This is a genomic window from Mesorhizobium sp. B2-5-13, assembly GCF_006440535.1.
Taxonomy (GTDB): domain Bacteria; phylum Pseudomonadota; class Alphaproteobacteria; order Rhizobiales; family Rhizobiaceae; genus Mesorhizobium; species Mesorhizobium salmacidum.
Window position 1 is genome coordinate 446252 of record NZ_VFUI01000003.1, and the last position, 12869, is coordinate 459120.

Genomic DNA, 12869 nt, shown 5'->3' on the forward strand with positions numbered 1-12869 from the left:
CTTATGACGCGTGCCGCAGGCTGACCCCACTGCCCTTGTCGAACAGCACCACCTTGTCGGGGTTCCATGCAAAGCGCACCGGTTGCTCGATCGCGACGTCGGTCCTGGCCGGCACCGTGGCGCGCAGTGTCGTATCGCCGACCCGCAGCGTCAGGATCTTTTCCACGCCATGGTTCTCGACGTCGTGGACACGCGCCTCGACCGGTGCGCCGCTTTCCAGATAGACATCCTCCGGACGGATGCCGAAGACGAGCGGGCGACCGTCGGTCGCCCCACTCGCCCCAGCCCCCGCAAAGATTTTAGCCGCCCCCGCAAAAGGCAGTTCGAAATTCAACGGCGCCATCACCGCCCGGCCGTTCACCAGCCTGCCGTCGATCAGGTTCATCGGCGGCGAGCCGACGAAGCTCGCTACATAGGTGTCGCGCGGATTGTTGTAGATCTCGTGCGGCGTGCCGGTCTGGATGATGCGGCCGTGGTTGAGCACGCCGACTTTGTCGCCCATCGACATCGCCTCGATCTGGTCGTGGGTGACGAACAGGAAGGTGGCGCCGAGCTGTATCTGCAGGTTCTTCAACTCGGTGCGCAGCGCCTCGCGCAATTTGGCGTCGAGCGCCGACAGCGGCTCGTCCATCAGGAACACGCGCGGCTTGCGCACGATGGCGCGGCCGATGGAGACGCGCTGCATCTCGCCGCCGGATAGCCGGTCGGTCTTGCGGTCGAGCAGGTGCTCGATCCGCAGCGTGCGGGCGGCGCGGTCGACGCGGTCCTTGATCTCGGCGTCCGGCAGACGGCGGATCTTCGGCTTCAGCGGAAATTCGAGATTCTCGCGCACCGTGTAACGCGGATAAAGCGAGTATTGCTGCAGCACCAGCGCCACGTCGCGCTCGGCCGCGCCCCAGTCGGCAACGTCGACCCCATCGATGAAGACCTGCCCCTCGCTCGGCTTCTCCAGGCCGGCGATCAGACGCAGCGTCGTCGTCTTGCCGGCGCCCGTTTCGCCGAGCAAGACAAAGAATTCGCCATCGGCGATGTCGAGGTCGAGCCCGGTCAAGGCCGTGTGGTTGCCGAAAGTCTTGGAGATGTTCTTGAGCTGGATATGGGCCATCAGAGCCTCACCTCAAGCGACTTGCCGCTTGACTTGTCGAAGAAATGCGCCTGCGTCGGATCGATCCTGGCAAAGACCTTTTCGCCGGGACCTGAAATGTAGCCACTCTTGGTGCGGGCACGCAGCATCTTGGAGCCGACCTTGAGGTCGACGATGTCGAAGGAGCCGAGCGGTTCGACGATCTGCGTCTCGACGGCCATGAAGCCATCGGCCGCGTCACGGCGAATGAGCACCCCTTCGGGCCGAATGCCGAGCGCCAGGCTGCCACTGGCATGGCCATTGAGCTTCGACAGCAATGTGCGGGGAAACTCGAAGCCGGAAGCCGCTCCACCGACTGAGACCGAAACGGAAGACGCCGTCTCGGCGACCGCCGCGTCGGCGACGTTCATCACCGGGCTGCCGACGAACTGGGCCACGAACAGGTTGGCCGGACGCGAATAGACCTCGTCGGGCGTTCCCACCTGCTGCAGCACCCCCTCATGCATGATGACGATGCGGTCCGCCAGGCTCATCGCCTCGATCTGATCGTGCGTGACATAGATGGTGGTCGAGCCCTGCTTGATGTGCAGCCGCTTGATCTCGGCCCGCATCTCCTCGCGCAGCTTGGCGTCAAGCGCACCGATCGGCTCATCCATCAGCATCGCCTTCGGCCGCCGCACCAGCGCCCGGCCGATGGCGACGCGCTGCATGTCGCCGCCTGAGAGCGCCGACGGTTTCTTGGCCAACAGGTCCAAGATTTGCAGCGTTTTGGCGACCGAACGTACTTCCTGGTCGATCTCGCTTTTGCTCTTGCGCGTGGCGCGGAGTGGAAAGGCGATGTTCTCGTAGACGCTCATATGCGGGTAGAGCGAAAACGACTGGAACACCATGGCGATATCGCGGTCGGCCGCCTTCAAATGCTGGACCGGTTTGCCATCGATGAGGATATCCCCCTCATCGATGGTTTCCAGCCCGGCGATGGCGCGCAACGTCGTCGTCTTGCCGCAGCCGGACTGGCCGAGCAGCACGATGAACTCATTGTCCGCGATCTTGAGGTTGAGGTCCTTGATGACCTGGACGGCACCGAAGAATTTCTGGACGCCGCGAAGCTCGATCTGGGTCAATGCTGTGCTCCCGGATTTCGCGCATCCGCGCCATGGCCGGTGCCGGCCTGTTCCTCGGGTGCGATCTTCGAGGTGATGTTGAAGCCGATCAGCCCGATCAGGATGATGGTCAGGCCATAGGCGTGCAGCAGCATGTTCCAGGGCTGGCAGAGGGCCACGATGCCGAGCACCATGAGTATTTGCGAACCCGGTTCCAGATATTTCTGATTGATGGCGCGAAAGCTCATTTGCGGATTGCTCCGAAGGACATGCCGCGCAAGAGATGATTGCGGAGCAGGAAGGTGAAGATGGCGACCGGCAGCAGGAACAGGAAGGTTCCGGCGGCGATCACCGTCCAGTCCGGCAGGCCGGAGCCGACCTGGCTGGGAATGAACGGCGGTGCGGTCTGGGCGCGGCGGTTGGTCATGATCAGGGCGAAGGCATATTCGTTCCACGCCGTGATGAAGCAGAAGACGGCGGTGGCGGCGATGCCGGTGGCGGCCTCCGGCAGCACGATCTTGAAGAAGGCTTCCATGCGGGTGTAACCATCGACCAGTGCCGCCTCCTCATATTCCTTCGGGATTTCATCCATGAAACCCTTCATCAGCCACACCGAGAAGGACAGGTTGAAGGCGGTGTAGAGGATGATCAGCCCGATGTGGGTATCGTTGAGGCCGACCGCGCGGTACATCAGGAACATCGGGATCGCCACCACCACGGGTGGCAACATGCGTGTCGACAGGATGAAGAAGAGCAGGTCCGCCTCTCCCTTCACCTTGAAGCGCGAGAACCCATAGGCGGTGAACGTGCCCATGCCGACCGCCAGCACCGTCGATGTGATGGCGATGATCAGCGAGTTCAGAAAGCGGCTCGGATAGCCGGACCACTGCACCTGGCCCTTGCCGTCGCGCACGATCTTTTCGCCACCGTCGAAGACGACGCGCTCCCACCATGGGGCCGCCGCGTACTCTTCCGGCGACGGCGGACTGCGCAATTGAGATCGCTTGGTGAACAGCTTCACGAAGGGCGATATCTCCGGCTGAAAGACGACGGTCGGCGGAATGGTCGTGGCAAGATTGCGCGGCTTGAACGCCGTTGATGCGATCCAGTAGATCGGCGCCAGGAATATTATCGTCACCAGCAGCACGGCGACGATGGCGACGCGGTTGAAGGTGATTTCGGAAGAAGTGCGGACGGCGGCCATCTCAGCGCTCCTTCACCTTGTTGAGGTATTTGACATAGATGTTGGTGATCGCCAGCACCATGATCAGCACGATGTAGGCCATCGCGCAGGAGCGCCCGGTCTGCCATTCCTGGAACGCCATCTTGTAGAGCCGGATCGAGATCAGCTCGGCCGTCGGCTGGCTGGTCAGGATGTAGGCAAGGTCGAAGGTCTTGAACGCTTCCATGGTGCGGAAAATGACCGCGATCATCAGGATCGGCGCGACCAGCGGCAGCGTGATACGGAAGAAGGTGTAGAACGGCCCGGCGCGGTCGATCGCGGCGGCTTCGTAGAGATGCTTCGGCACCGCCGACAGGCCGGCCAACGACAGCAGCATGACGAAGGGTGACCACATCCAGATGTCGGTCAGCGCGACGGCGTAAAGCGCCATCTTGGGGTCGGCCAGCCACTCGAAATTGCCGAGCCCGAGCGCATAGTTGATGACCCCCCATGACGGGTCGTAAAGCAATTTCCAGAACAGCCCGACGACCGCCATCGACAGCATCATCGGCAGCAGCAGCAGTGTGGTGATAAGACCCTTGAGCGGAATATCCCGGTTGAGCAGCATTGCCACGCCGAAGCCGACGAGCAACTGTCCGACGACCGAGACAATCACGTATTTCGCCGTGATGGCGAAGTTCGACCAGACATAGGGGTCGTTGAGCAGGTCGCGATAGTTCTGCAGCCCGACGAAATTCGCCGGCGCGTTGGTCGACGCGCGGAAGTCGGTGAAGGAATAGCCAAGCGAGTAGATCAGCGGGAAAATGTTGAAGACGATCAGGAACAGAACCGTCGGGATGATGAAGAGATTGCGGATGGAAATATCGCTCAGGCCGCGCGCCGCGGCACGCGAGGATCTGTCGAGGGTGGTGATCATCGTGGTCGCCAAGACCCTGCTCCCGGTTCAAGAAAAAGAAACGGAGGAGGCGACACCGCCCCCTCCGCGGGACATGAATGATTATTGGCCGCGGCCGTATTTCTTGAAGGTCGCGTTCCAGTCTCCAGCCAAGGCGTCCAGCGTTTCCTTGGCGGTGCCACTGCCGCCGATTATGTAGGGATAGACGCGCTGGTTCAGCTGCTGCAGCAGTTCGGCATATTCCGGCACCGCCCAGAAGTCCTTCACCTTGAACATGGTCTCGTAGAAGGCCTTGTTGTAGGGCGTGGCGTTCTGGAACTCAGGCGACTTGAGCACTGCCTGGCTGCAGGTATAGCCGCCAAGGGCCGCCCACTTCTTCTGGGTCTCGTCCTTGATGAACCATTCGAGGAACTTCATCGCCTCTTCCTGCTTCTGCGAGTACGAGATGACGGAGATACCTTGCCCGCCGAGCGCGGCGAACTGGTCGCCATTGGGACCGGGAGGGTTGGCGAAGAAGCCGGTGTTCTTGGCATTCGGGTTCGACGCTTCGTTGATCAGCGACGGGAAGAACGCGAAGAAGTTCATGCTCATCGCGGCCAGGTTTTCCGTGATTGCTTGGTTGTCCTCGACGAAGAACGATTTGGCCCAACCCGGAGGCGTGAACTTGTAGAGTTCCTTATAGGCATCGAGCGCGGCCACCGCCTTGTCGGAGTTGATGTGACCATCGACCTTGTAGGTCGTGTAGTCGCCCAACTCACCGCCATAGGAGAACAGCGCGTTCTCGAAGCCCATCGCCATCGCGTCGTAGGAATTGTCGGTGTAGATGGCGATGCCGTATCTCTTCTGATCCGGCCGGTGGAAGAACTCGGCGATGTCGCGCAGCGCCTTGAAGTCCTTCGGCACGTCGAGGTCGTAGCCGTACTTGGCCTTGAAGGCTTCCTTCTCCTTCGGATCCTCGAACCAGTCCTTGCGATAGGACCAGCCGACGGCATCGCCCTCGAGCGGGATCGCCCAGTATTTGCCGCTGTTGCCGGGATACTCGGCATAGTATTTCACCGTCGCCGGTGCCATGACGTTGCCAAGATCATGCTTCTTGAAGAAGTCGGTCAGGTCGACATAGTGGCCGCCGGTGGAACCGGCGCCGAGCCACTGCGAGTCGCCAACGACTAGGTCATAGGCGTCGCCATGGGCGTTGAACTCGGTGAAGGCCTTGGTCTGGAAGTCGGACCAGGGCGTAGTCTCCACCGTGATCTTGACGCCGGTTTCCTTCTCGTACTCGTTGCCGAGTTCCTGCAGGTAATTGGCCGGATCCCACTCCGCCCAGAAGATGGTGAGCGACTTTTCCTGCGCGTAGACGGATGTTCCGCAGGCAAGCGTTAAGCCGATACCAGCAAGCACGCTGGTCACTAACTTGCGCATAATGATTTCCTCCCTTGTGCGCATTCTACCTTGTCTTGCGAGCCGGCGACGGAGCTGGCCCTGGTAGTTCCTCCGGTGGTCGCGCTTTCCGAAATTCGGAGCCTCCTCGCTCTGTCCGGAAATGGGTCGCAGCCCTCACTTTCGATCCGCTTTTCTTTCCAAATCTGGTATTACCAATTATGAATGCCCGTCAAGCCCTTTCTTGCGCAACGATGCCTGCCAAAGCCGTCGAATTTCAGACTTATCCAGCTGTTTTCTCTGTATTTTCCTACTCGTTGATATGCTTCGGCCTTGTGCGGACTTTTGCATGGCGGGTATTATCAGTGGTCGACGCGCTAATCTGGTAGAACCAGATTAGCGCTATTCCTATGTCGTCGCCAGCGTCATCCCAGGCGTATCGGTGGCCGACTCCGCGATCGCCGCGCGCACCAACGCACTCGCCGCCCATTGCGCGACCGACATCGTCCGGGGGCTGTCCAGCCCCCATATATCCTTGAGCACGATCAGCACCTCCACGCCGAAGATGAGCGACAGCGCCTGCGCCAGCCGCTTGAAGTCGCGCGGCGGCAAGCGGCCCTTGAGCGGCGCGAGCGCCTCTTTCAGCAATTCGACGCGATGGCCGCGCGTGAAGGCAGGCTCGCCGCCCAGCGTACCCGCCTGGCGTCGCGCCCATTGATCGAGCGACAGCTTCAACGCTGCCTTGAATGTCGCCTCGAAGGCCTCGATGCGCGGCATGGCCGTATCGAACAGTTCTGCGACCCGGCGCTCGGCGTCGGCGGCGGTGGATTTCCAGGTGAGGATCGGCCCGAGTCCCTCGTCGACGACCGCCTGCACCAAGGCTGCCTGGCTCGGGAAATAGCGATAGGCGGTGGCGCGGGAAACCTCGGCCGCCTCCGCCACCTCGCTGACCGAGGGCGTCGCCCCCGCCTGCATCAGCCTTGTCGCCGTCTCCAGCATCAGCCGTTTCGTACGCGCGCGGGGTCCGCGTTCGGCTCTCTCACCGGTGTCTTCGTTCGTTGCGGGTTGTTGACGTGAGACACTCATACCAATACGATACGCGCGTCTCAAAAAATTGCAATGGCAGCCCCTATCCTGGAGTGGCTATGTTGACGCTTTATGGCGCACAAAGCTTTCATCTGCTGAGCATCACCACCTTTGGGCCAGCCAGCACAGGGGGGCGCAGATGAAGCGCGTCTATGTGGTGGGCACGGCCGATACCAAGGGCGAGGAACTCGGCTTCCTCGCAGATGCGATCGCAGCCACGGGCGCCGTCGTTTGCCGTGTCGATATCGGCACGCGAGGCGCGACCGTGCCGGTCGACGTCTCGGCTGAGGAGGTCGCCGCCTGTCACCCCGATGGCCGCGGTGCGGTGCTCGGCATCAACGACCGCGGCAGATCGGTTGCGGCGATGGCTGGGGCATTCACGCGTTTTGTCCAGTCGTGCACCGACATATCAGGTGTGGTCGGCATTGGCGGTGGTGGCGGCACCTCGATCATCACCGCGGGCATGCGCGCGCTGCCGCTCGGCCTGCCCAAGATCATGGTCTCGACGCTCGCTTCGGGCGACACCGCTCCCTATGTGGACGTATCCGACATCATCATGATGCCATCGGTGACGGACATGGCTGGCCTCAACCAGCTGTCTCGTGTCGTCCTGCACAACGCCGCCCAGGCGATAGCGGGCATGGCAGGCAATCCGGCGACGGCAGCGGACGGCAAAGCATCGATCGGCCTCACCATGTTCGGCGTCACCACGCCTTGCGTGACCGCAATCGCCGATCAATTGCGCGACATCTACGACTGCATGGTCTTCCATGCCACCGGCACCGGCGGCCGCAGCATGGAAAAACTGGCCGACAGCGGCCTGTTGTCGGGTGTCATCGACATCACCACAACGGAGGTCTGCGACCTGCTGTTCAATGGCGTGCTGCCGGCGACGCAGGATCGTTTCGGTGCCATCGCCCGCACCGGCCTGCCCTATGTCGGTTCGGTGGGCGCGCTCGACATGGTCAACTTCTGGGCGCCTTCGACCATTCCGGAGCGCTATCGCGGCCGGCTGTTCTATGAGCACAACCCGAACGTCACCCTGATGCGCACGACCGCACAGGAATGCCGCGCGATCGGCGAATGGATTGGTACCAGGCTCGCCCATTGCGAAGGTCCAGTGCATTTCCTGATCCCGGAAAAAGGCGTCTCCGCACTCGATATCGAAGGCGGCGCCTTCTTCGATCCGGAAGCCGATGCCGTCCTGTTCGACGCCATCGAGCGCACCATCAGGCCGGCTGCGACGCGCCGCGTCACCCGCCTGCCGCTGCACATCAACGATCCCGAATTCGCCAGGGCCGCGGTCGCTGCCTTTCTCGATATCGCCAGACAGTGAGCCCAGACATGCCAGCCATACCGCGCAAGGACATATTGAAGAAATTCCGGGGAATGATCGACAAGGGCGTGCCGATCGTCGGCGGCGGTGCCGGCACCGGCCTGTCGGCCAAGGCAGAGGAAGCCGGCGGCATCGACCTCATCATCATCTATAATTCCGGCCGCTACCGCATGGCCGGACGCGGCTCGGCCGCGGGCCTGCTCGCCTATGGCAATGCCAACGAGATCGTCAAGGAGATGGCCTATGAGGTCTTGCCGGTGGTCAGACGCACGCCCGTGCTGGCCGGCGTCAACGGCACCGATCCCTTCGTCATCATGCCGCTGCTGCTGGCGGAACTGAAGACGATGGGCTTTTCCGGCGTGCAGAATTTCCCGACCATCGGTCTCTTCGACGGCACCATGCGGCAGAGCTTCGAGGAGACCGGCATGGGCTTCGGCCTCGAGGTCGACATGATCGCCGAGGCGCACAAGCTCGATCTCTTGACCACGCCCTATGTCTTCACCCCCGAAGAAGCCCGCGCCATGGCCAAGGCCGGAGCCGACATCGTCGTTGCCCATATGGGTGTGACGACTGGCGGCTCGATCGGCGCCACCTCGGCCAAGTCGCTCGACGACTGCGTCGTTGCCATCGACGCCATTGCCGAGGCCGCGCGCTCGGTACGCAAGGATGTCATCCTGCTTTGCCATGGCGGCCCAATCTCAATGCCCGACGATGCGCGCTACATCCTCTCCCATGCCAAAGGCCTGCACGGCTTTTATGGCGCGAGCTCGATGGAACGGCTGCCCGCGGAAGCCGCGATCGCCAGGCAGACAGCGGATTTCAAGGCGCTCGGCGGCGAGAAGACCGCCAAGAAAAAGAAGGGATGATGAGAGATGGCCGACAAGAGCAAGGTGTTTGTCTACCCGAAGGACGTCAGCGCCTTCGGTTTCGACTGGGGGAAATTGTCCCTGACCGTTGCGCCCGAAGTGAATGGCGCGACCCGCTTTTCCGGCGGCGTCGTCGACCTGCCCTCGGGCAAGGGCCATACCCGCCATAACCATCCGGGCGCCGAGGAAATCATCTTCGTCATCTCGGGCCATGGCGAACAGATGGTCGAGGACGAGAAGGGCAATCCGATGGTCGAGAATGTCGGCCCCGGCTGCACCATCTATGTGCCGGAAAGCCGATTCCACTCGACGCTCAACACTGGTGACGGGCCTATGCAGCTCTTCGTGGTTTATGCGCCGGCGGGACCGGAGCTTGGGTTGCGTGAATTGCCGGATTTCAGGCTGATCCCGGCGGGACAGTGATGATCTGCTCGGGGCGGCGCCGCCCCTCATTGTCCTGCCGGACATTTCTCCCCGTAAAGTGACGGTGAGAAAGACGCTACACCGATGCTTTCGTCAATTTTCAACGGTGCAGGACGAGCGCGGAGGTTGCGACAGCTCCCTTCTGCCAGCCCCTATACGGGAGAAGGTGGCGGCAGCCGGATGAGGGGCAGCGCACCTCAATCCAATCAGGCCGTACCACCCTTGTTCCAGCCCCTGCCCCGATCACCGAACATCACATAACCAGCATCCGTCACCGCCACCGTATCCTCCAGCTTGATGAAGCCGCGCGTCGGGTGAAGCATGGTGGTCTCCACCGACAGCACCATGTTTTTCTCCAGCGGCTTGGCGGCATAAGTGCCTTCATAAGTCACCGGATGGTTGGTCATCAGGAACGGCGCCTCATGCGTGATCAGGCCCATGCCGTGGGCGAAGAAATCCGTGTAGGGCGCGACCTTGGATGTCTTCAGCACACCCTCGGCGTGAGCAATCATGTCGCCGCCCAGCACACCTGCCCTCACCTTCGAGAAGGCCGCCTGCTGCACGGCCTCGACCTCGGCCAGCAGATCTTCCAGCTCCGCGTCCGGTTCGCCCAGAATGCCCATCCTGCAGAGGTCGCCTATATAGCCGTGATAATTACCGCCGGAATCGATCGACAGCACCTCGCCGTTCTTCCACGCCTGGCTTGACGAAGCGCGGTTGTGGCTGGAGCCCAGCGTAAGCAGGCAATATTCGAAATGCGCGCCGCGATTGGTCTCCTCGCGCCGGAGCTGCTCGATGATCTCGCTCTTGGTCGTGCCCTCGTGCGCCCAGGCGATGGTCGCCAGCATGGAATCCGTGATCAATTCGGAGGCGGTGCGCAGCTTTTCGAGCTCGGCGTCAGTCTTGATGGCGCGCATGCGCTCCAGCATGTCGGTCGCATCGATCAGCTGGGCGTCCGGCAGCGCCTTGCGGATCAGCGCATAGGCGTCCGATGGCAGGAAACCGGGTTCGATGCCGATGCGGGCACCGCCCTTGCCGATCTTCCTGACATGCTCGACCGCGAGATTGGCGGCATCGAGCGTGCCCCAGCAGGCGGCATGCAGCGTCGGCGTCCAGAACGGATGGTTCTGGTGCTCGCCGCCCTCCATGCGGTTGCCGATATAGGCCGCATGGTCCGGCCCGCCCTTCTCGTAGACGACGATTGGCAGGTAGCGGCTGTGGCCGATCGCATCCATGGCGGCGAAGAAGATGAACTTGTAGCCGCCCAACAGATACTGCGTGTTGTGCTTGGAGGTCGCAAGCAGCACGTCGATGCCGGCCTCCTCCATAAGCCGGTCGACCCTCGCCTGGTCGAACGGGATATTGCTGACGGCACTCTTGCCCGGCGCAATGTTCATCACTCTCTCCCTGAATTGCCCGGGATCGGTGCTGTTTCGCACTCGATCCGCCGGCTCGCGATCAAATCTGCACCATTTTTCTCACTGTGGTCTAGCCAGAATGTTTAGGACGCAACGCCCGGACGGTCACCAAGCGTCGTTTGTCCATATATCCGCAGATCTGGTCCTACCAGCCAGCCGAATTGAATGGACTTGTGCTAACTGGTCCAGCGGACGAAAATTTCAAAGCCAAGCAAGGATGCGCCAATTCCATCTCTGGCGAAACCCTCGGCAAGGCTCATAATCCCGCCGCAAGAATGCCGATGCACGCGTCGGCGTTCGAGGGGTGTTGTCGCGCCCGGTCGCGGAGAGGACGGAGTTCGATCATGTCAGGTTTCACCATTTCCAGGCGCACCATGCTTACCGGCTCGGCAATACTGCTGGCCTCCACGGCCATGCCGACATCAAGCTGGGCACAGACGCCGAAGAAGGGCGGCCGGCTCGTGCTTGCCGCCGATTCCGAGCCACGCAATCTCAATCCGGCGATCGTCGCCTCCAACGGCGTCTTCTTCATCTCCAGCAAGATCGTCGAGACGCTGGCCGAAGCCTCCTTCGACGGCAAGGATGGGCTTGCACCTCGGCTGGCGGTGAGCTGGGAAGGGGCCGCCGACGGGTTGTCGGCGACGTTCAAGCTGCGCGAAGGAGTCAAATGGCATGACGGCAAGCCGTTCACCTCGGCCGACGTCGCCTTCTCGGCGCTGCAGATCTGGAAGCCGCTGCAGAATCTCGGCCGCACGGTGTTCAAGGACCTCAGCGCGGTCGACACACCAGACGATCTGACCGCAGTGTTCAAATTCGCCAAGCCGACGCCGTTCCAGCTGATCCGAAACGCCTTGCCGGCACTGTCGAGCGTCGTGCCGAAGCACGTCTACGAAGGCGGCAAGATCGAGGACAACCCGGCCAACAACGCACCCATCGGCACCGGGCCGTTCAAGTTCGGCGAGTACAAGGCCGGCCAGTATTACCGGCTGACGAAGAACACCGATTACTGGGGCAAGGGCGAGCCATATCTCGACGAAATCATTTATCAGGTCCTGCCCGACCGTACCTCGGCCGCTGCCGCGCTCGAAGCCGAGGAAATCCAGCTCGCGGCTTTCTCCGCCGTGCCACTGGCCGACCTCGACCGCATCTCCAAGGTTCCTGGCCTGAAGGTCATCACCAACGGTTATGAGGGCCTGACCTATCAACTCGTGGTCGAAATCAACCATCGCCGCAAGGAACTGGCCGACATCAAGGTGCGCCAGGCCATCGCGCATGCCATCGACAAGGATTTCGTCGTCAAGACGGTGTTCCTCGGCTATGCCGCCACCGCCACCGGCCCGGTGCCGAAGAACGATCCGCAATTCTACACCGCCGACGTGCCGACTTATGCCTTCGACGTCGCCAAGGCCAACGCGCTGCTCGATGAAGCCGGTTACAAGAAAGGCGCTGACGGCAACCGCTTCTCGCTCAAGCTCTTGCCGGCCCCCTATTTCAACGAGACAAAACAGTTCGGCGATTATTTGCGCCAGGCGCTCGCGGCAATAGGCATCGACGCGCAACTGGTCAACAACGACTCGGCGGCGCACATCAAGGCGGTCTACACCGACCACGCCTTCGACCTCGCGGTCGGCCCGCCGGTCTTCCGGGGCGATCCGGCCATCTCGACCACCATCCTGGTGCAGAGCGGCATTCCCGATGGCGTGCCGTTCTCCAACCAAGGCGGCTACAAGAACGACGCGCTCGACGCGCTGATCACCAAGGCCTCCGAAACGCTCGACACCACGGCGCGCACCGACCTCTACAAGGAGTTCCAGAAGCAGGTCGCGGCCGACCTGCCGCTGATCAACGTCGCCGAATGGAGTTTTATCAGCGTCGCCAGTGACAAGGTCGGCAACATCGCCAACAACCCGCGCTGGGCGGTTTCGAACTGGGCGGACACATATTTGGCAGGCTGATCTTCCTTGCGGATTGCCTGTCGGGGTGCTCAGCTCCGGAGAATGAGAGTTCCTTCGCGCCCCCCTCGGTCCTGCCGGACTGTCCAGCAGGACAGAGGGGGGCGCCGTAGGGCGCGACCTCTAGCGTCTGCAACCGGCGCCCT

Annotated in this window: 12 protein-coding genes; 4 read left to right on the plus strand and 8 right to left on the minus strand. The window is 61.9% G+C overall.

Annotation, left to right across the window (positions count from 1 at the left end; translation table 11 throughout):
* Position 1 precedes the first annotated feature (1 nt).
* The 7 genes from FJ434_RS08300 to FJ434_RS08330 all read right to left on the minus strand — a co-directional run bounded on the left by FJ434_RS08300 (position 2) and on the right by FJ434_RS08330 (position 6728).
* Positions 2 to 1105 (minus strand): ABC transporter ATP-binding protein, encoded by a 1104-nt coding sequence (locus FJ434_RS08300; protein WP_140503105.1) that lies wholly within the window; start codon positions 1103 to 1105, stop codon positions 2 to 4.
* A complete protein-coding gene (locus tag FJ434_RS08305; RefSeq protein ID WP_140503107.1) occupies positions 1105 to 2208 on the minus strand; it encodes an ABC transporter ATP-binding protein in 1104 nt (367 codons plus the stop codon). The genes FJ434_RS08300 and FJ434_RS08305 overlap by 1 nt, the downstream gene beginning before the upstream one ends.
* Positions 2205 to 2435 carry a hypothetical protein gene (locus tag FJ434_RS08310; protein ID WP_140503109.1) on the minus strand — a complete coding sequence of 77 codons (231 nt, stop codon included), beginning with the start codon at positions 2433 to 2435 and terminating at the stop codon, positions 2205 to 2207. The genes FJ434_RS08305 and FJ434_RS08310 overlap by 4 nt, the downstream gene beginning before the upstream one ends.
* Positions 2432 to 3391: a carbohydrate ABC transporter permease gene (locus FJ434_RS08315; protein ID WP_027144637.1), complete on the minus strand. Its 960-nt coding sequence runs from the start codon at positions 3389 to 3391 to the stop codon at positions 2432 to 2434. Before FJ434_RS08315 ends, FJ434_RS08310 begins: the two co-directional genes overlap by 4 nt.
* Position 3392: 1 nt before the next feature.
* Positions 3393 to 4298: a sugar ABC transporter permease gene (locus FJ434_RS08320; protein WP_015315632.1), complete on the minus strand. Its 906-nt coding sequence runs from the start codon at positions 4296 to 4298 to the stop codon at positions 3393 to 3395.
* 69 nt (positions 4299 to 4367) lie between these two features.
* Positions 4368 to 5684: an ABC transporter substrate-binding protein gene (locus tag FJ434_RS08325; RefSeq protein WP_027144635.1), complete on the minus strand. Its 1317-nt coding sequence runs from the start codon at positions 5682 to 5684 to the stop codon at positions 4368 to 4370.
* Positions 5685 to 6050: 366 nt separating this feature from the next.
* Positions 6051 to 6728, minus strand: coding sequence for a TetR/AcrR family transcriptional regulator (locus FJ434_RS08330; RefSeq protein ID WP_140503111.1), 678 nt, complete (start codon positions 6726 to 6728; stop codon positions 6051 to 6053).
* 139 nt (positions 6729 to 6867) lie between these two features.
* Here FJ434_RS08330 and FJ434_RS08335 point away from each other — a divergent pair, with 139 nt between their 5' ends.
* From FJ434_RS08335 to FJ434_RS08345, 3 genes are read left to right on the plus strand one after another with little or no spacing between them, the layout of a single operon-like run.
* Positions 6868 to 8064 carry a Tm-1-like ATP-binding domain-containing protein gene (locus FJ434_RS08335; RefSeq protein ID WP_140503113.1) on the plus strand — a complete coding sequence of 399 codons (1197 nt, stop codon included), beginning with the start codon at positions 6868 to 6870 and terminating at the stop codon, positions 8062 to 8064.
* Between the two features lie 8 nt (positions 8065 to 8072).
* The gene (locus FJ434_RS08340) at positions 8073 to 8930 is read left to right on the plus strand and encodes a phosphoenolpyruvate hydrolase family protein (RefSeq protein WP_027144632.1); all 858 of its coding nucleotides are present in this window, start codon (positions 8073 to 8075) and stop codon (positions 8928 to 8930) included.
* A gap of 6 nt (positions 8931 to 8936) precedes the next feature.
* Entirely contained in the window at positions 8937 to 9353 is a 417-nt protein-coding gene (locus tag FJ434_RS08345) for a cupin domain-containing protein (RefSeq protein ID WP_140745106.1), read from the plus strand.
* A 206-nt stretch (positions 9354 to 9559) separates the two neighbouring features.
* Here the strand turns inward: FJ434_RS08345 and FJ434_RS08350 are convergent, their stop codons facing one another.
* A complete protein-coding gene (locus FJ434_RS08350) occupies positions 9560 to 10750 on the minus strand; it encodes a Xaa-Pro peptidase family protein (protein ID WP_140745103.1) in 1191 nt (396 codons plus the stop codon).
* A 365-nt stretch (positions 10751 to 11115) separates the two neighbouring features.
* Between FJ434_RS08350 and FJ434_RS08355 the strand changes: the two genes are divergently transcribed.
* Complete coding sequence (locus FJ434_RS08355; protein WP_140745101.1) at positions 11116 to 12726, plus strand: ABC transporter substrate-binding protein; 1611 nt, start codon at positions 11116 to 11118, stop codon at positions 12724 to 12726.
* Positions 12727 to 12869: the final 143 nt, after the last annotated feature.